At 64.6% G+C, this 18542-nt stretch carries 19 protein-coding genes and 1 tRNA gene; 13 read left to right on the top strand and 7 right to left on the bottom strand.

Annotated elements, in window-relative coordinates; translation table 11 throughout:
* Window positions 1-54: 54 nt before the first annotated feature.
* Window positions 55-1572, top strand: coding sequence for a pyruvate kinase (gene pyk, locus OIU93_RS06045; RefSeq protein WP_264269179.1), 1518 nt, complete (start codon window positions 55-57; stop codon window positions 1570-1572).
* Between the two features lie 85 nt (window positions 1573-1657).
* On the opposite strand, the gene OIU93_RS06040 is transcribed toward pyk, so the two are convergent.
* Together OIU93_RS06040 and OIU93_RS06035 are read right to left on the bottom strand one after the other, a co-directional pair.
* The gene (locus OIU93_RS06040; protein WP_264269178.1) at window positions 1658-2065 is read right to left on the bottom strand and encodes a RidA family protein; all 408 of its coding nucleotides are present in this window, start codon (window positions 2063-2065) and stop codon (window positions 1658-1660) included.
* A 374-nt stretch (window positions 2066-2439) separates the two neighbouring features.
* A tRNA-Leu gene (locus OIU93_RS06035) sits at window positions 2440-2520 on the bottom strand.
* Window positions 2521-2677: 157 nt separating this feature from the next.
* Here OIU93_RS06035 and OIU93_RS06030 point away from each other — a divergent pair.
* The 4 genes from OIU93_RS06030 to OIU93_RS06015 all read left to right on the top strand — a co-directional run bounded on the left by OIU93_RS06030 (window position 2678) and on the right by OIU93_RS06015 (window position 4664).
* Window positions 2678-3298 (top strand): ANTAR domain-containing response regulator, encoded by a 621-nt coding sequence (locus tag OIU93_RS06030; RefSeq protein ID WP_264269177.1) that lies wholly within the window; start codon window positions 2678-2680, stop codon window positions 3296-3298.
* A 179-nt stretch (window positions 3299-3477) separates the two neighbouring features.
* On the top strand, window positions 3478-3786 hold the full coding sequence (locus OIU93_RS06025) for a hypothetical protein (RefSeq protein WP_264269176.1): 309 nt from the start codon (window positions 3478-3480) through the stop codon (window positions 3784-3786).
* Window positions 3787-3979: 193 nt separating this feature from the next.
* Complete coding sequence (locus OIU93_RS06020) at window positions 3980-4186, top strand: hypothetical protein (protein WP_264269175.1); 207 nt, start codon at window positions 3980-3982, stop codon at window positions 4184-4186.
* Between the two features lie 49 nt (window positions 4187-4235).
* On the top strand, window positions 4236-4664 hold the full coding sequence (locus OIU93_RS06015) for a VOC family protein (protein WP_264269174.1): 429 nt from the start codon (window positions 4236-4238) through the stop codon (window positions 4662-4664).
* A gap of 18 nt (window positions 4665-4682) precedes the next feature.
* On the opposite strand, the gene OIU93_RS06010 is transcribed toward OIU93_RS06015, so the two are convergent.
* A complete protein-coding gene (locus OIU93_RS06010; RefSeq protein ID WP_264269173.1) occupies window positions 4683-5303 on the bottom strand; it encodes an L-threonylcarbamoyladenylate synthase in 621 nt (206 codons plus the stop codon).
* 347 nt (window positions 5304-5650) lie between these two features.
* On the opposite strand from OIU93_RS06010, the gene OIU93_RS06005 reads away from it, so the two are divergent.
* From OIU93_RS06005 to OIU93_RS05995, 3 genes are all read left to right on the top strand, one after another.
* A complete protein-coding gene (locus OIU93_RS06005) occupies window positions 5651-6856 on the top strand; it encodes an inorganic phosphate transporter (RefSeq protein WP_264269172.1) in 1206 nt (401 codons plus the stop codon).
* Window positions 6856-7095: a hypothetical protein gene (locus tag OIU93_RS06000; protein WP_264269171.1), complete on the top strand. Its 240-nt coding sequence runs from the start codon at window positions 6856-6858 to the stop codon at window positions 7093-7095. Before OIU93_RS06005 ends, OIU93_RS06000 begins: the two co-directional genes overlap by 1 nt.
* A 147-nt stretch (window positions 7096-7242) precedes the next feature.
* On the top strand, window positions 7243-7806 hold the full coding sequence (locus tag OIU93_RS05995; protein ID WP_264269170.1) for a dihydrofolate reductase family protein: 564 nt from the start codon (window positions 7243-7245) through the stop codon (window positions 7804-7806).
* Here the strand turns inward: OIU93_RS05995 and OIU93_RS05990 are convergent.
* Both OIU93_RS05990 and OIU93_RS05985 read right to left on the bottom strand, forming a co-directional pair.
* On the bottom strand, window positions 7803-8372 hold the full coding sequence (locus tag OIU93_RS05990) for an adenylate kinase (RefSeq protein WP_264269169.1): 570 nt from the start codon (window positions 8370-8372) through the stop codon (window positions 7803-7805). The genes OIU93_RS05995 and OIU93_RS05990 overlap by 4 nt on opposite strands.
* Complete coding sequence (locus OIU93_RS05985; protein WP_264269168.1) at window positions 8365-8883, bottom strand: hotdog fold thioesterase; 519 nt, start codon at window positions 8881-8883, stop codon at window positions 8365-8367. The genes OIU93_RS05990 and OIU93_RS05985 overlap by 8 nt, the downstream gene beginning before the upstream one ends.
* Before the next feature lie 85 nt (window positions 8884-8968).
* Here OIU93_RS05985 and polA point away from each other — a divergent pair, with 85 nt between their 5' ends.
* The 5 genes from polA to rpsA all read left to right on the top strand — a co-directional run bounded on the left by polA (window position 8969) and on the right by rpsA (window position 16820).
* Window positions 8969-11599, top strand: coding sequence for a DNA polymerase I (gene polA / locus OIU93_RS05980; RefSeq protein ID WP_264269209.1), 2631 nt, complete (start codon window positions 8969-8971; stop codon window positions 11597-11599).
* Entirely contained in the window at window positions 11599-12903 is a 1305-nt protein-coding gene (locus tag OIU93_RS05975; RefSeq protein ID WP_264269167.1) for a GNAT family N-acetyltransferase, read from the top strand. Before polA ends, OIU93_RS05975 begins: the two co-directional genes overlap by 1 nt.
* A 53-nt stretch (window positions 12904-12956) precedes the next feature.
* Window positions 12957-14252, top strand: a complete 1296-nt coding sequence (locus tag OIU93_RS05970; RefSeq protein ID WP_264269166.1) for a GNAT family N-acetyltransferase — start codon at window positions 12957-12959, stop codon at window positions 14250-14252.
* 4 nt (window positions 14253-14256) lie between these two features.
* A complete protein-coding gene (locus OIU93_RS05965) occupies window positions 14257-15171 on the top strand; it encodes a polysaccharide deacetylase family protein (RefSeq protein ID WP_264269165.1) in 915 nt (304 codons plus the stop codon).
* Window positions 15172-15353: 182 nt separating this feature from the next.
* Window positions 15354-16820, top strand: coding sequence for a 30S ribosomal protein S1 (rpsA, locus tag OIU93_RS05960; RefSeq protein WP_264269164.1), 1467 nt, complete (start codon window positions 15354-15356; stop codon window positions 16818-16820).
* Window positions 16821-16978: 158 nt separating this feature from the next.
* Here rpsA and OIU93_RS05955 read toward each other — a convergent pair whose 3' ends face one another.
* Window positions 16979-17272 carry a hypothetical protein gene (locus OIU93_RS05955; protein ID WP_264269163.1) on the bottom strand — a complete coding sequence of 98 codons (294 nt, stop codon included), beginning with the start codon at window positions 17270-17272 and terminating at the stop codon, window positions 16979-16981.
* Window positions 17238-18536: a S8 family serine peptidase gene (locus OIU93_RS05950; protein WP_264269162.1), complete on the bottom strand. Its 1299-nt coding sequence runs from the start codon at window positions 18534-18536 to the stop codon at window positions 17238-17240. The genes OIU93_RS05955 and OIU93_RS05950 overlap by 35 nt, the downstream gene beginning before the upstream one ends.
* Window positions 18537-18542: the final 6 nt, after the last annotated feature.

Here is an 18542-nt window from a genome sequence, read left to right as displayed (position 1 = left end):
TCTTATGCGGTGTTTTCCCGACCTGAGGAATGGAAAGGCAGATAGGCTAACCGTATGAGACGCGCAAAGATTGTGGCCACTTGGGGCCCGGCGATCGGCACCTACGACAAGACATTGGCAGTGCTCAAGGCGGGTGTTGACGTCGCACGCTTGAACATGAGCCACGGCGACCACTCGATGCATGCCGAGAACCTCGGCAACGTGCGGGCAGCGGCCGAGGAGCTCGGCCGGCCGGTCGGCATCTTTGCCGACCTCCAGGGCCCCAAGATCCGGCTGGGCCGATTCGTGGGCGACGCCAAGCACATGCTGCACGTGGGGGACACCTTCACCATCGTGATCGCCGATGTCCTGGGCGACGGAACCTTCTGCTCCACGACGTTCAAGGGCCTGCCCGAGGACGTCAACGTCGGCGACATCCTCCTGATCAACGACGGCAAGGTCGCCCTGCGCGCCACCGCCGTCGATGACGAGAAGGTCGTCACCGAGGTCGTCGTGGGAGGGGAGGTGTCAAACAACAAGGGCATCAACCTCCCCGGGGTCGCTGTCAACGTTCCCGCCTTGAGCGAGAAGGACGAGGACGACCTGCGCTGGGCCATCCGGGCCGGCGTCGACATGGTCGCCCTGTCCTTCGTGCGCAACGCCTCGGACATCCAGCGCGTGCACGAGATCATGGACGAGGAAGGCCGTCGCCTTCCGGTGATCGCGAAGGTTGAGAAGCCGCAGGCTGTCGACGCGATCGAGGAAATCATCGACGCCTTCGATGCGATCATGGTTGCCCGTGGCGACCTGGGTGTGGAGCTTCCCCTCGAGGAGGTCCCGCTGGTGCAGAAGCGAGCCATTGAACTGGCCCGCCGCTGGGCCAAGCCGGTCATCGTTGCCACCCAGGTGCTCGAATCCATGATCGAGTCCCCGACGCCCACCCGCGCCGAGGCCTCCGACTGCGCCAACGCCGTCCTCGACGGCGCCGATGCGGTCATGCTTTCGGGGGAGACCAGCGTGGGCGAATACCCCATCGAAACCGTCGAGACCATGGCGCGGATCATTTCCTCCACGGAAACGCACGGTCTGGACCGCATCCCGCGCCTGGGCTCAAAGCCCAAGACGCGCGGCGGTGCGATCACCCGCGCCGCCGTGGAGATCGCCGACCAGCTGGATGCCAAGTACATCGTGGCGTTCACCCAGTCCGGCGACTCGGCCCGACGCCTGTCCCGGTTGCGCCCCAAGCGCCCGGTGCTGGCGTTTACGCCGCTGCCACAGACCTACAACATCATGACCCTGATGTGGGGCATCCAGCCGCGTCTGGTCGAGTACGCGGACCACACCGACAAGATGACCGCACAGGTCGACCGCGCACTGCTGGCCGAAGGGCTTGCCGAGATCAACGACATTGTCTGCATCGCGGCCGGTTCCCCTCCAGGCCAGGCGGGCTCCACCAACTCGCTGCGCATCCACAAGGTCGGCGACCTCGCAGATGCAGGCCAGCTCGGTGACGGCAAGCCGATGCCGGCACGCGAGAAGGTCGGGCCGTGGGACTCCGAGAACGTAGCGGGCCCCGAAGCCATCTCCATCTAGTCCAGGCAAGCCAAGGCCGGATTTTCATCGCGGTTCCCGTTGGGGGATCGAGGTGGGAGTCCGGCCTTCGTGCTTTGCGCCCGTATCAGTCCAGCACGGCGGCGACCGCCTCGATTTCCACGAGCTGGTGGTCGTATCCGAGGACGGTGGTGCCCATCAGGGTGCTGGGAACGTCGTGGTTTCCAAATGCGGCACGAACGACCTCCCAAGCCGCCACGAGGTCCTTTTGCGTTGATGAGGCAACCAGCACGCGCGTGGAGATGACATCGGGCAGGCCTGCTCCGGCCGCTTCCAAGGCGATTTTCATGTTCTCGATGCATTTGGCCGCCTGGGCCGCGTAGTCCCCGATTCCGGCGGTGCTTCCATCCTGATTGAGCGGGCAAGAACCTGCCAGGAAAATCAGTCGTGCATTGGCCGGCGCCGTCGAGGCGTAGGCATATTGCGCAACATTGCTGAGCTGCTGGGAGCGAATCAAGGTGACTGCGCTGGGCATCGCGGTCCTATCTGTGTGTGGGGGCGAATTGGGCGTGAACGATTCAAGCCTAACCATTGGGTGTTTCGCCGTGACAGCCTGATCCTCGATGCGTCGTTTGGCCTCGAGCGCTCCTGGCCGCGGCAGGTTTCGATCTGCGGTCGCAGGACACGTCTCCAGCAGGCTCCACATGCGTCCCGAGGAGCACCGCCGTGACGGACACCTTGGGCGACGTGTTCACGCATGGCTCCGGAGCCATGCGGCGAAAGGGGAAAATGCATTTGGGATTGCATTTTTCCTGAACTCCCGGCAGGAACGGGGGCGTTGGGGGTGCCGGGCCCGGACAAAAGAAAAAGACCCCGATCCTTATGAAATAAGGGATCGGGGTCGTTTTGTGCCCGAGGTGGGACTCGAACCCACACACCTTTCGATACTGCATTTTGAGTGCAGCGCGTCTACCATTCCGCCACTCGGGCGGGCACAATTCGAAGCAGCGAGAATAAGCGTAACCGATAATTGCTTTGCGCTGAAATCCTCGCGTCCTTGCGGTTATCCACTGTACATGCAGATAGGCTTAACGACGAAACCGAGTACTGATGATGCCCCCGGTCACGCCGGGATTGAAGGAGCACGATGAGCGACCTGCCCGAAGTTACCCGAATTGCGGCCGAGCCCAACACCGGCGCGCCCCGCCGCGTCATCGTAGCCGAGGACGAGACCCTGATCCGCTTGGACATTGTCGAGATCCTGCGCGGAGAGGGATATGAGGTGGTTGCCGAGGCTGACAACGGCGAAAAGGCCATCGAGCTGGCTCGGGAGCACAAGCCGGACCTGGTGCTGATGGACGTCAAGATGCCGGTCATGGATGGCATCACCGCTGCCGAGACCATCGTCAAGGAACGCATTGCCCCGGTGGTGCTGTTGACCGCCTTCAGCCAAAAGGAGCTGGTGGAACGTGCCCGCGAGGCAGGTGCCATGGCCTACGTCGTCAAGCCGTTCACCCCGGCCGACCTGGTCCCCGCCATCGAGATCGCGATTTCCCGCCACGAGGAAATACGCGCCCTTGAAAAGGAAGTCGGAGACCTCACCGAGCAGTTCGCGACCCGCAAGCTGGTCGAACGCGCCAAGAGTCTGCTGACGACCAAGATGGGTCTGACCGAGCCGGAGGCATTCCGCTGGATCCAGAAAACCTCGATGGATCGCCGCCTGTCCATGCGTGAAGTAGCAGAGACCGTCATCGACCAGGTCAAGTAGCCGTACCCAAGAGACGCACCATACGGGGCCGCGGGAACCACTTGATGGTTCCCGCGGCCCCGTCTTCGTTCCACCCCCCTGGACGCCGAAATCAGGTTGCATCGATCGGCCGCACCCCAGAGGCAATGGCAGCAAGCTGTCACGACGAAAGGGCGACCGCGCCAAAACCGGATTCGCCGATGGGTGAACGATTCGAACTCTCCGGCGCCATTGACGGCAACAGCCAGCGGGCCGCGGTGAACCAGGTTGGTGCGTCGCTGCGCAGGCTGGTCGTCAACGGGGTTGAACTCGTCCAGGGCTATCCGCAGGAAATCGCGGCCCCTCGGCTGCCGGCATTGCGCTGGTTCCTTGGCCCCACCGGGTGGCCGGGGGTGCATGGTCCTACCGGGTCCATGATGAGCAGCTTGCGATCGCGGAGCCAGCCCGCGGCAACGCCATTCATGACCTATTGCGGCATCGCAGCTATCGTCAGATCGAACGCACCATAGGCAGCGTGCTGCTGGCGGCGGATATTTCGCCTGCGCCGGGGTACCCCTTCGAACTGGCCACGTCGGTGCACTAAGAGTTGCTGGCAACCGGACTCCAGGTCACCCACACCCGTGGACCGGGCTGCGCTTCGAAGCCGACGGAAGCAGCAAGCACGGCCTGCAGTCACCCGACGGGAGCCGGGTGGAACTGCACATGGACGCGAATTTCAAGTTCATCCAGGTGTTCACCGCCCCGGCGTTCCCGGGTACAGGGGGACCGGTGCGTGCCGTCACCCTGGGGCCGATGACCGCGCCGGCAAATGCCTTCAACAACGGGATGGGCCTGCGCTGGCTGGCTCCGGGCGAGACCTGGGAAGCCTCGTGGGGGATTGTGCACAGGTCCCCGCAGTCCTTCCGATGAATAATGGACTCGAGAACAGTTAAACCGCGTGGAAGGAAACCGAAACCTGATGAAAACCCAAGGTGTAGTCCTGAGCCTAGCCGTGACGGATGCCGGGCGTTCGCTGGCCTTTTACCGCGACGTTGTGGGTATTGAGGGCGCGAAGCCGGCCATGGGCATGGTTTGCCTGGAAATGCCGGGGATGACGATCTTTTTGGCCGAGACCGAGGCGTTCACGAAGTACTCGCGTGAAGCCATGCGCACGCCGTTGCTTCCCGTTCCTGCCACCGACGCCTTCCTTAGCTGTGCCATCAGCACCGTGGCAGAGGTCGACGACATCCTTGCCGCCGTTGCCGGATCGGCCGGGAAGGCATTCGCTCCCCATGAGATCAAGCACGTCAATGGCCGGATGCAGTATGTTGGCACCTTTGCCGATCCCGACGGCCACCTCTGGCAGTTGGTTTGCAATCTCACCGATGTGCACGGGAATGCCGTCTAGCGACGCCCGGACTCCTCGTTATTCGAAGCGAGAGGGATCGCCCAGTCCCACGCGGGCAATGACGGCCTCGCCGCTGGAGTAGTCGACCACGGTGGTCGGCTCGATGCCGCATTCCCCCGAATCAATGACGCCTTCGACCACATGGTCCAGCGCTTCCTTGATTTCCCATCCCTGCGTCATCGGATCCTCATCGCCCGGAAGCAACAGCGTGCTGGAGAGAATTGGCTCGCCGAGTTCCTCCAGCAAGGCGCGCACCACCGGATTATCGGGGATGCGCACGCCAATCGTTTTTTTCTTGGCATGCATGAGGCGCCGCGGCACCTCCTTGGTCGCCGGGAGGATGAATGTGTAGCTGCCCGGGGTGACCGCCTTGATGTTGCGGAACACCTGGTTGTTTACCTCCACGTACTGGCCCAGCTGGGCAAAGTCCTTGCAGACCAGCGTGAAGTGGTGCTTGTCGCCGACCTGGCGAAGCATCCGGATCCGGTCCAGCGCCGCGTGGTTGCCGATCTGGGCACCCAATGCATAGCAGGAATCGGTCGGGTAGGCGATCAGCCCGCCATCGCGTATCAGGTCCACGGCCTGCGCAATCGCACGTGGCTGCGGGTTATCGGGGTGTACGTCAAAGAATCTGGCCATTGAACGAGCTTACGGCTCCGCGCCGATTCGCGCACCAAAACACCTGAACCATCTCCATCGCTCTCCTCCATTGCAAGTGTGGGCCCGAAGTCTCCGTGCCCACCTGGCCGGGACGGGCTGCCCGTGAAGTCGCTCACGTTGAAGCGGCGGTGCCCCCGCGCAGTGCCTAACCACGGGCGGCTGAGGTGTGCCGAGCCCCTCCCCGGGAAATTGACTAGATCGGAGCAGGCCATATGATGAATCTGCGACTTAGGTGAACGGAACCCCAACATTGGGTAAACAATGCGGGACTTCGGAGTAGCCAGCGCGACTCGGCCCTCGCCCGCAATCCCACGATTGGTTTATACATGGATCTGACGCTTATCGTCGTCCTGGTCATTGCACTTGCCCTGTTCTTTGATTTCACCAACGGCTTCCACGACACCGCGAATGCGATGGCCACGCCGATCGCAACCGGTGCAATCAAGCCCAAGGCCGCGGTCGCGCTGGCCGCGGTCCTCAACCTTGTTGGTGCTTTCCTTTCAACAGAAGTCGCCAAGACCATCTCCGGCGGCATCATCAAGGAAGGCGGGGAGACCGGCGTGCAAATCATGCCGGCCATGATCTTCGCCGGCCTGATGGGCGCCGTCGTCTGGAACATGGTCACCTGGCTGCTGGGTCTCCCGTCCAGCTCCTCCCACGCACTCTTTGGCGGACTGATCGGTGCAGCGATCGTCGGTGCCGGCTTCGGTGCCATTGACTACAACGTGCTGATGTCCAAGGTTTTGCTCCCGGCACTGGTCGCGCCCGTGATCGCGGGAACCTCGGCGTATCTGTGCACCAAGCTTGCCTACTCGGTGACCAAGCGCCAATCCGGCCTGGCGTCCCCCAAGCGCGGCGGATTCCGCTACGGACAGATCTTCTCCTCCTCGCTCGTGGCATTGGCACACGGCACCAACGACGCCCAGAAGACCATGGGTGTCATCACCCTGACCCTGGTGGCTTCGGGTATGCAGGATGCGGGCACCGGCCCGCACTTCTGGGTCATCGCGACCTGTGCACTGGCCATCGCGCTGGGCACCTACATGGGCGGCTGGCGCATCATCCGCACCATGGGTTCAGGCCTGACCGACGTCAAGCCAGCCCAGGGGTTTGCCGCCGAGACCTCCACCGCCGCAGCCATCCTGACTTCCTCGCACCTGGGCTTCGCCCTGTCGACGACGCAGGTCGCCTCCGGATCCGTGATCGGTTCCGGGCTGGGCCGCAAGGGAGCGGAAGTCCGTTGGGGAACAGCTGGACGCATCGCGGTGGGCTGGCTCTTCACGCTCCCCGCGGCCGGGATCATCGGCGCCGCTGCCGCCGGGCTTGCCCACTTCGGCACCGGCGGACTGGTCATTGTGACCGTTTTGGGAGTTGGCTCCCTGTTGGTGATCTGGGTCCTTTCGCGCCGTGAACTCGTGGGCCACCACAACGCGATCAGCGATGTGGATGTCTCCGGCGCGGCAGTGAACATCCCCACCAAGAAGGAGCGTCGCAAGATGGAGCGCGCCAAGATCAAGCAGGAGGTCAAGTAGTGGCAATTCAGTGGGATGCATTCCTGATCGTCGCGGTCATCACGTGGGCCTCTGCGCTTTTCATCGTCGGCGCCTACTCGTTGGGCGTGCGCATGCTCGCCGTGGGCGAGGACGCCCAACGCTCCGCCATGCCGGCCAGGCTTGCGGCCTACGGCTGCTTTGCGCTGTGCGGCCTGGTCGTCATCTTCGGCATCGTTCTCATCGTGCCCTCGCTCAGCGCAAGGATCCTCGGCGCCTAGGCAAAGCCGCATCGCACTTTCGCCCTCCCGGAACCAATGATCCGAGAGGGCGAAAGCCGTTTAAGCCACCTGACTCGGCTTCCGGACCACGCCGACCCGGTGCGGATTCCTTCTGCGGCGGGCCGTGGCGTGGTTAGGATGGGCACCATGACGCAATTTAGGTATTTCGTGGCGGCCTCGACGGATGGCTACATCGCCGATGAAAACGAACGACTCGACTGGCTCATGGACTTTGACGGATTCGCCGGGCAAGCCGAAAGCTACGATGCATTCATGCAGGAGATCGGCGCAATCGCCATGGGGGCGGACACCTATTCCTGGATGCTCAACGAAGTGCGCGACAAGTGGCCCTACCAGGGGCTTCCGGTGTGGGTCTTCGCTCACCGGGAACTGGCTGCGTTCCCGGGCGCCGACCTGACCTTTGTGCGCGGGGACGTGACCGAATGGGCCGGGGACATCGCACGCAGTGCCAACGGGAAGGACGTCTGGGTGGTGGGCGGCGGCTCGCTGGCCGGGCAATTCGTTGACGAGGGGCTCCTCGACGAGATATTGCTCTACTCCATGCCCGTCCTGCTCGGTGGCGGGCGCCCGCTCTTTGCTATGCGTGGCACCGCCAAGCTCGATCCCACGTACACGCGTGAGTATCCGGGCGGGATTCGCGAGACCAGGTTCATGGTGAAAAAAACCCCGGGCCAGGACCGCGAATACTAGGACCGCAACCCACTCGCGCGTGCCTCCAGCTCGGCCAGCCACCGCCTGGTCTCCCGGGGACGGGAGAATCGTTTGACGCGTTCGGCGCCCAGCGCGGTTTCCAACTCGCGCATCTGCCGGCGCTTCGGACCGAAGCTCTTGAGGTGCCAAAGCACGATGGAGTCCCGGTCTAGCATCCTTCTCCAGGTCTCAACGTTCCCGTTGCACACCGATTCCCGGTGCTTGATCCGCTTCACTGTTCGCACCAGAAGCCGATACAGCGACAGGGCGCGGGGATAATCGAGGCATACGACGAGGTCGGAGCGGCCGATGATGTCCTGGCGATAAGGCCCGTATGCCGAATCGAAGATCCACTGCGGGGCGTTGGCAGCCTTCAGCGCGAGAGCCTTCTGCTCCGACTGGTCTCGCTGCACCCAGCCCGGCAGCCACCCGAACTCGTCATCCACGTAATGCACCGGCATCCGCAGGATGCGTCCAAGGTCCCGGGCGAGCGTGGTTTTGCCGCTTCCGGTGGCTCCGTGGCAGAGAATGCGTTGCGGAGCCTGGCCCCCCGCTTGATCAGCCATCAAGCAGCATGTTGGTGATGCGGGAGGTGCACAGCCGCCTTCCCGCATCATCGCTGATGATGATTTCATGGGTGGTCAGCGTGCGCCCCAGGTGGATCGGTGTGCAGACCCCGGTCACCAGGCCGGTGACCCCTGCCCTGTGGTGGGTGGCGGAAATATCCACACCGACCGGTTTCTTTTCGCCCTTGCCGTGTACCGCCGCGGCGAAGGAACCAAGGGTCTCGGCCAAGGCCACCGAGGCGCCTCCGTGAAGGATGCCTGCGACCTGCTGGTTGCCTTCCACCGGCATGGTGGCAACCACGCGGTCGCGGGTGATCTCCGTAAAATGGATGCCCAGCTTCTCCACCAGGGTCCCCACGCCGTGGCTGGCAAGCATCGGCCACATCGCCTCGGGTACCCCGTGTTCGAAGAGCTGACGGGCAAAGGGATTGACCGGGTGCGCCCCGTTGGCGGCAAAGGTGCCAGATGTCTCGATGGCCGCTGCGTTGTCTTGAGTGAATTTATTGCCCATGCCAACTAGGCTGGCACCTGTGAGCGAATCAACCAAACTTGTGGCAACCGAACCCCAGCGCCTGCTCGTCATTGACGGGCACTCCATGGCCTTCCGTGCCTTCTACGCCCTGCCGGCCGAAAACTTTTCCACCGACACCGGGCAGCACACCAACGCGGTGCATGGCTTCGTGTCGATGCTGCTGACGATGATCCGCCAGCAGAAGCCCACCCACGTGGCCGTGGCGTTCGACTTGGACACCCCCACATTCCGCTCACTGGAGTACACCGAATACAAGGGCGGGCGCAACAAGACGCCCGAAGAATTCCACGGGCAGATCGACCTGATCCAAAAGGTCATGGAAGCCATGAACATCCCCACCATCACCATGGACGGCTACGAGGCCGATGACATCATCGCCACCCTCGCCGCACAGGGCGAAGCCGCCGGCCTGGACGTGCTGGTGGTCTCCGGTGACCGTGACGCCTTCCAGCTGATCACCGAAAAGACCCTGGTGCTTTACCCCAAGAAGGGGATCTCCGACATCCCGCCGATGGACGGGGACGCCGTCGAGGCGAAGTACTTCGTACGTCCCGAACAGTATTCGGACCTCGCGGCCCTGGTCGGCGAAACCGCCGACAACCTCCCGGGGGTGCCCGGGGTGGGACCGAAGACCGCCGCCAAGTGGATCAATCTTTACGGCGGGCTGCCGGGCATCCTGGAAAACATCGATGCCATCAAGGGCAAGGTCGGCGACTCGCTGCGCGAACATGTGGAAAACGTCACCCGCAACCGCCGCCTGAACCACCTGCTGCGCGACCTCGAGCTGCCGGTTGCCCTCGAGGCCATGATCCTGGATCGACCCAACCGCGAGGCCGTCGAAGAACTTTTTGACGCGCTGCAGTTCAACACCCTGCGCAAGCGCCTCTTCGACCTTTTCGGTGATGATCCGCAGGATGCCGCCGAGGAAGCCGAGATCCCCGCCCACGAGATGCTCGGCGACGCAGCCGCGCTCGAGGGATGGTTCGCCGCTCACGGCGCGCAGCTGCTGGGCGTGCACGCGGCCACCGTCGGGGGCGTCGGCGGCACCGACGTGGTGGGGCTGGCGTTCGCCTCCAAGGACGCCACCGCCTACGTCTCCCTCGAGGAAATTGACGGGGAAACCGAGCAGGCACTGGCCAAGGTGCTGTCCTCGGTCAGCCACTCCAAGGCCGTGCACGACTTCAAGGGCACCTACAAGATGCTCAAGAACCGCGGCCTTGAGCTGGCGGGAGTCACCGACGACACCATGATCACCGCCTACCTGATCCAGCCCGACCGCCGTAGCCACGACCTGCCGGACATCGCCCAACAGCACCTGCGCATCTCGCTGGACGATTCCAAGGCACCGGCCAGCGGCCAGCTGGCCTTGGACTTCGAGGGCCCGGATCTTGCCACCCCGGCGGTCCGCGCCGCCCACGCGGTGCGCGAGTTGAGCCAGCACCTCGCCGGCATGCTCGTGGAGCGCGGGGGAGATGCCCTGCTCAAGGAGCTGGAGATGCCGCTGTCGCTGATCCTGGCACGCATGGAAATGTCCGGCATCGCCATCGACACCGCCAAGCTCGACGGGCTCTTCGAAGACTTCACCGTGACCATCAACCGGGCCACCGAAGAGGCCTACGGGGCCATCGGCCACGAGGTCAACCTCTCCAGCCCCAAGCAGCTGCAAGTTGTCCTCTTCGAGGAACTCGACCTTCCCAAGACCAAGAAGATCAAGACCGGCTTCACCACCGACGCCGAGTCCCTGCAGGACCTCCTGGTCAAGACCGGGCACCCGTTCCTTGTCGCGTTGATGGCCTACCGCGACGCGACCAAGCTGCGCCAGACCGTCGAGGGCCTGCGCAAGGCCGTTGCTTCCGACGGCCGCATCCACACCACTTACGCACAGACCGTCGCTGCCACCGGGCGCCTGTCATCGCTGAACCCGAACCTGCAGAATATCCCGGTCCGCTCCGAGGAGGGTCGGCGCATCCGCGAGGTCTTCGTGGTGGGCGAGGGCTACGAGACGCTGCTGACCGCCGACTACTCGCAGATCGAAATGCGCATCATGGCGCACCTCTCCGAGGACGAGGGCCTGATCCAGGCCTACCAGGACGGCGAGGACCTGCACCGCTTCGTCGGCTCGCACGTCTTCAACGTCGAACCTGCCGATGTCACCAACGAAATGCGCTCCAAGGTCAAGGCCATGAGCTACGGCTTGGCCTACGGCTTGAGCTCCTTCGGGCTGTCCAAGCAGCTGAAGATCTCCGTCGACGAGGCGCGCACGCTGATGAAGGACTATTTCTCGCGCTTCGGCGCGGTGCGCGACTACCTGCGCGCCGTGGTGGACCAAGCCCGCAAGGACGGCTACACCGAGACCATCTTCGGGCGCCGCCGCTACCTGCCGGAGCTGGCCAGCGACAACCGCCAGCTGCGCGACATCGCCGAGCGCGCGGCGCTGAACGCCCCGATCCAGGGCTCGGCCGCCGACATCATCAAGCGTGCGATGCTCGGCGTCGAGGAAGGCCTGGCCGAAGCCGGCCTGAAATCCCGCATGCTGCTGCAGGTCCATGACGAACTCGTCCTCGAGGTCGCCGCCGGCGAACTGGAAAAAGTCGAAAAGATCGTGCGGGAAAGGATGGGCGCCGCCGCGGAGCTCAAGGTGCCCCTGGATGTGCACGTGGGCATCGGCACGTCCTGGCAGGACGCCGGGCACTGATGCTCACCCGGCAGCTGCGCATCGAGGAGGTCCCGCTGGCCCGCGACGCCCACACCGGCGCCGCGTCCGGCGGGTATGCCGCCTGGCTGAACACGGGCCGGGAGGGGTTCCACCAGCAGCCCGCCACCGCGGACCAGGTGGAACAGATGTTCCAAGCCCACGAGGTCGATGCGCGGGTGCTCACCGGGGTCTACGACGATTCCCTGCCCGCCGATTGGGTGGACCCGCTGGTGCCGGTGGCCACCTACGCCAGTTTCGCCAAGACGCTGAACGTCGGGGCGTCCCTGGTCCCCGCGCACCTGGTCACCATGGTCACGGTGCGTCCCACGCACCGCCGCCGCGGCATCCTGCGTGAACTGATGACCGGGGACCTCGCCCGGGCCAAGGCCGCGGGTTACCCCGTGGCCGCGCTGACCGCGTCCGAGGCGACGATCTACGGCAGGTTCGGCTTCGGCCGGGTCACCGAGCAGCAAACCCTGCACCTGGATGTGCGCGGGGACGTGCGCTTCCACGCAGCGGCCAGCGGATCGGTGCTGCAGGTTCCGCCGCATGTGCTGGGCACGGTTGCCGGGCCCGTATTCGAGGCGTTCCACGCATCCCGCCGCGGCTCGGTCGGGCGCCAGGAAGCCTATCTCCGCCATGCCACTGCACGCTGGGGCCAGGAGGGGCCAGACCCGGATCCGAAGCTGCGTGCCGCCGTGTACCTGGATCCGGCGGGGGAGATCCAGGGATACGTGACGTATGTGTTTGCCGGCTGGGATTCCAAGCCTTTGACGCTGAACGTCCGTGACCTGGTGGCCACCACCGAGGTGGCCCGGCGCGAGATCTTCCGTTTCCTGTCCAGCGTCGATTTGATCGAGCGCATCAGCCATCCCTTCGCCGCCGCAGACGACCCGCTGGGCTGGGCGCTGGAGGACCCCTCGCGGGTCAGCTACACCGGACGCGAACACTGCCTGTGGGTGCGGGTGCTGGATGTCCCCGCGGCTTTCGCCGCGCGGGAGTACCGCGGATCCGGGACCTTCACGTTGCGCGTCGCCGACCCGCAGGGCCTGGTTGCCGGGTTCTACGCCTTTGCGATCCGCGACGGGCGGGCGAAGGTCACCGAACTGGACGAGGACGGACCGGCCGACTTCTCCTGCGGTGCAGTTGCCCTGGGCCCGCTGCTGCTCGGCGCCTGCGGGATCGGGGACCTGGTCTCCGCCGGTCTGCTGGAACCCGCCGAACGCGCCCTGCCGGCAGAACCTGCCGCATTGTCCGAACTGCTGGACCTGCCGGGCGTACCCCACGCCATCAACGGTTTCTAGCTCCACGCCAACGCCTGCCCTGCCCCCGACCCCAGGAAGCAAACGCCACGATCATGAGTGAAGATGCCGCGATTCGCATTGAAAGATTCGAGCCCGAGCTCGTAGACGGTGCACCGTCCGCTGCAACCGTCGAATTCCTGAAGGCGGTCAGCCGCGGATTCCATGAATCCCAATTGGATGCCGACGAGTTGAAGATCCTGGCGGGGCTGGAAATCGCCGAAAACACCACGTTCACCGCCGTCTACGACGACTCTGCGGTGCAGCCCTCGCTGCACGCAGCGGCTCCCGTCGCCACCTACGCCGCCTTTCCCGGAACGCTGAACATCGGCGGGGGAAACCTGATGCCGGTGCACCAGATCACCTCGGTCACCGTCAGTCCCACGCACCGTCGCCGTGGCCTGTTGCGCCGGATGATCACCCTTGACCTGTCCACGGCCCGCGAGCAGGGCGCGGTGTTTGCGGCGCTGACCGCCTCCGAAGCCACCATCTACGGCCGCTTCGGCTTCGGCCGCGCCACCCAGCGTGCCCGCTACACGCTCAAGACCCGGCAGGGCGCGTCGCTGCGCGTCGAGCCTGAAGGCAGTGTCGTTGCCGTTGCCCCGGAGGAGCTGAAAAAGTACGCCCCTGCCATCTTTGCCGCGGCACACGCCCACACCCTTGGTTCCATCAGCGCCACCCAGTTCGACGTGGGCCAGGCCGCTGGCCAGTGGGAGGACTACGACTCGCTCAAGCCGGTCAAGAACCTGCGCGCAGCCCTGCACCTGGACGCAGACGGCAAGCCCGACGGATTCATGAGCTACCAGTTTTCCGGGTGGAAGGTCGACCCGCCCACCATGGAAATCGGCCAGATGTGCACCGCATCGGGCGCCGCCCGCCGCGAGCTGGTTGCCTACCTCGGTGCCCACGACCTGGTGGAAAAAATCACCGGGCGCGGACCCGTCGATGACGTGTTGCCGACAGCGCTGGAAAACGCGCGTGCCTACAAGGCCACCGCGCTCGGGGACCACCTGTGGCTGCGGATCCTGGACCTGGAGACCGCGCTGGCGGCCCGCACCTACGCCGGCGACGGGCACATCCGGCTGCGCGTGCACGATTCCCTGGGCATGGCCGATGGAACCTGGGAACTGCGCGTCAAGGAATTGACGGCCGACGTGCGCCGGCTCCCGGACGACGGTGAACCAGATGTGAGCGTGGATGTCCGCGACCTTGCCTCGCTTTACCTCGGTGGGTTCAGCGCTGCGCACCTGGCCCAGGCCGGTGTGCTCAAGATCCATGTTCCCGGTGCCGTCCGGACCCTCGATTCCCTGTTCGCCACCTCCACGATTCCCTACTGCCAGGCGGATTTCTAGATTTATGACCAACCTGCTTTCCAACGACCCCCAAGTGGGTCGCCGCACCATGCTCGCCGCCCTTGTCGGGGTGGGCACTTCCATCCTGGCCTCATGCGCCGTTGACCCGGAATCCCTGCCCGGAACCGGCCCCGAGCCTGCTGCTTCCCCCTCCGCCTCGGCGCCCGGAGCGCCCCCGGCGCCGAGCGCTCCCATGGCCGTGCCCAGCCGGAAAGCGATGGTTTCCGCCTTTGCAGGGAAACCGGCGGGCTCGTTCGGGCTGGAGGCCCAGGGCATCCAACTTGATCTTCCCGCTGCGGCGCGCGGCGCTGCCCTCACCTTCGACGCCTGCGGGGGACTCCTTGGCGAAGGCTACGACGCCAGGCTGATCAAGGAGCTGCGTGCGCATCGCACTCCCGCCACGCTTTTCGTCAATCGCCGGTGGGCCGCGGCCAACATATCGCTGATGCGCGAACTCGCTGCGGACCCACTCTTTGAGATAGCCAACCACGGCACCTCGCACGCGCCTCTGGGCAGCAGGGGCCAGGCCGCATACGGAATCCGCGGTACCGCCTCCATCGCCGAAGCATACGACGAGGTCATGGGCAATCAGCACTATCTGGCCGACACCTTCGGGATCCAGGCCAGGTTCTTCCGTTCCGGCACCGCCCACATGGACGTCTTGGGTGCCGCCATGTGCAGGGAACTGAGCCTTGTCCCGATGAACTTCACCGTCAATCTGGATGCCGGCGCAACGTTCCCCGCTTCCGGCGTCGCGGCGCAAACTGCCTTGTTGGGAGCCCGTGACGTGGGGATCGGCCATTTCAACCGCCCGTCCTCCGGTACTGCGGCGGGCGTTGCCAAGGCCCTTCCGCGCCTACTGGATTCCTTGGAATCCAGGAAATTGCGCCTCATGAAGCTTTCCGAGGCCTTCGCCTGACACGGAACCGGGACGACTTGACAAGAACGTCGGTTCCCGTTTTGACCCTGCGGGTCCGGGGGAATAGACTGAGGGGGCGTGTTTCGGCTACTGCCGTGCCCGCACCCATTCTAAATTCGGAATATGCCGGGACTTCCGGCTGACCGACTCACCCAGACTATCCACATCGGAGTCCCTACTACATGACCATCACCTCCAACGAGAAGACCAGTGCCCCGGTCGTTGCAATCAACGACATTGGCTCTGCTGAAGACTTCCTCGCTGCCGTCGACGCCACCATCAAGTACTTCAACGATGGCGACCTCGTCGAAGGCATCGTCGTCAAGGTTGACCGCGACGAAGTTCTGCTCGACATCGGTTACAAGACCGAAGGTGTCATTCCTTCCCGCGAACTTTCCATCAAGCACGATGTTGACCCGGGCGACGTTGTCGCCGTCGGTGACAACGTCGAGGCCCTCGTCCTCACCAAGGAGGACAAGGAAGGTCGTTTGATCCTGTCCAAGAAGCGTGCTCAGTACGAGCGTGCCTGGGGCGATATCGAAAAGATCAAGGAAGAAGACGGCGTCGTTACCGGCACCGTCATCGAGGTGGTCAAGGGCGGCCTTATCCTCGACATCGGCCTGCGCGGCTTCCTGCCGGCATCGCTCGTCGAAATGCGCCGTGTGCGCGATCTGGCTCCGTACATCGGCCAGGAAATCGAAGCCAAGATCATCGAGCTGGACAAGAACCGCAACAACGTTGTTCTTTCCCGCCGTGCCTGGCTCGAGCAGACCCAGTCCGAGGTTCGCTCCACGTTCCTCAACAAGCTGGAAAAGGGCCAGGTTCGTCCCGGCGTCGTTTCCTCCATCGTCAACTTCGGTGCATTCGTGGACCTTGGCGGCGTAGACGGCCTCGTCCACGTTTCCGAGCTGTCCTGGAAGCACATCGACCACCCGTCCGAGGTTGTCGAAGTTGGCCAGGAAGTCACCGTCGAGGTTCTCGAGGTCGACCTGGACCGCGAGCGTGTTTCGCTCTCGCTCAAGGCCACCCAGGAAGATCCGTGGCAGACCTTCGCCCGCACCCACGCCCTCGGGCAGGTTGTTCCGGGTAAGGTCACCAAGCTTGTTCCGTTCGGTGCATTCGTGCGCGTCGAAGACGGAATCGAAGGCCTCGTGCACATCTCCGAGCTGGCCGTGCGCCACGTGGAGCTTGCAGAGCAGGTCGTCTCCGTTGGCGACGAACTGTTCGTCAAGGTCATCGACATCGATCTCGAGCGTCGCCGCATCTCGCTGTCCCTCAAGCAGGCCAACGAGGGCGTCGATCCGGAAGGTGCCGAATTCGATCCGGCTCTCTACGGCATGGCCGCAGAGTACGACGAAGAGGGCAACTACAAGTACCCGGAGGGCTTCGATCCGGAGACCAACGAGTGGCTCGAAGGCTTCGAGACCCAGCGTTCGGCTTGGGAGCAGCAGTACGCTGACGCCCAGACCCGCTGGGAAGCCCACAAGAAGCAGGTTGCACAGCACCTTGCCGACGACGCTGCAGCAGAATCGGCTCCGGCCGAGTCCGCTTCCTCGTCCTACTCCTCGGATGCTCCGGCAACCGAGGCAGGTACCCTGGCTTCCGACGAGGCCCTCGCCGCACTGCGCGAGAAGCTTGCCGGTTCCTAAGGAACGAACTTTTGGTGGATCACTGATCCACCTGAAGTAGACGACAAGAACCCCCGCTCCAGCAATGGAGCGGGGGTTCTTGCAATTTTCCGGTGGCTTGGGCGGTGTGGCCCCCGGAGGTCGCGGATTCGCCCGGGGCGTCTCCAAGCCCTCCTGCGCTACTGGATGTCGCTATCCGGCGGGTTGATGCGGAACCGCCGTTCAGGGTCGACGGATTGAACGCCTTCCACCCCGGCCAGCGTCGTGCGCTTGGCTTCCTCGGCCCGGCCGATAATCTGGCCGAGGGTGCCGAGCACCCTCTCGACCGTCATGCCTGCCGATTCGAGCTGCCCGGTGACTTCCTCCACCCGGCCCAGGTACTGGCTCTGCACGGTGACGATGTAGCCGACGGTTTCCGCGGGCTGTTGCCCCGGGTCATCACCCATGGCCGTAAAAGCTTTCAGATGCGTCATCCTCCGAAGGTTCACTGGACACCGGTTCGGACACCGGTTCGGGCACCGGCGCAGGTGCCTGCTCCCGGATCGGTGGCGGAGCTTGCGCCAGGCCCGCCCCGACGTCGACGGAGAATTGTTCGAGCCGTTCGGACTCTTGGACGAGTTCCGCCCAGAGTTCCCTGCCCCGGTAACCGGTGGCCTCGGACAGGAGCGCCGCAACGCCGGCAACATGCGGGGTAGCCATCGACGTGCCGCTGATGGTGTTGTAGCGCTGGGCACCGGGCCAGGAGGAATAGACCTTCACTCCGGGGCCGGAGACATCGACCTGGCCCCCTCGGCCCGGCAACGTGCGGGCGGAGAAGTCGGCGACGAGCAGGTTTTCGTCAAGTGCGGCGACGGACAGGATATAGGGGCTGTTGGCCGGTGCGCCGACGAATCCCGGGTTGCCCGCCGACCGACGGGCGTTGTTGCCGGCCGCGGCGACGATGAGGGTCCCGCGCTCCAGGGCACGGTGGCCGGCGGCGACATAGGGCGGGTGGACCTCCCGCACGTCGGCACCCAGCGACATGGAGATGATGTGGCAGTCGTTTTGCAGGGCCCAGTCGATGCCGGCGAGGATCCCGGTATCGGAACCCGAACCCTCGTTGCTGAGCACCTTGCCGGCGAAGATGGAAGCCTCCGGGGCCACGCCGTAGGCCCTGGCTCCCGGCAACGGGCGCGGTCCGCAGGCCGTGCCGATGCAGTGGGTGCCGTGGCCGTGCCCGTCGTGGGAATCCTCGCCCTCGATGAAGGACATGGTGATGACGTCGCGTCCGGCGAAATCCGGGTGCGCGGCGTCAAAACCGGTGTCCAGCACCGCAACGCGAATCCCCCGCCCGGTGTAGCCGGACTCCCGGGCACGCACCGCCTGCAGGCCCCAGGTCAGCTCGTCGTTGTCTGCGAAGGGCGGTCCCGCAGCAATGCCCGGCTCCGGGGCCGGGCTCGAGAGGATGTGGTACATCAGTTCCGGGACGATCCTCAGCGGCATGTTCCGCGAATCGCAGCGGGCCTGCAGTTCACCGAGCTGGGCTGATTCCCCGCCCACGACAGCCACCCCGAGGCGCGGGAAGTAGGTGTCCAGCGAGAAGCCCTCCCGTTCCAGCATGGTCGGCACCTCCTCCTGGAGCGTGCGGGCGCCGAACCTCTCCCCGGCGGAGGGGTGGGGGTCGGCAAAGACGACCACGTACCGTCCGGGGACGGGAGTGGCGGCGTTGGCTGTGAGGGATTCGTCGGAAATGAACAAGGCTTG

It is taken from the genome of Paeniglutamicibacter sp. ZC-3, assembly GCF_025847175.2.
GTDB lineage: Bacteria > Actinomycetota > Actinomycetes > Actinomycetales > Micrococcaceae > Paeniglutamicibacter > Paeniglutamicibacter sulfureus.
Note: the sequence above shows the minus strand (reverse complement) of the source record. Positions and strands in the feature narration are given on the sequence as shown.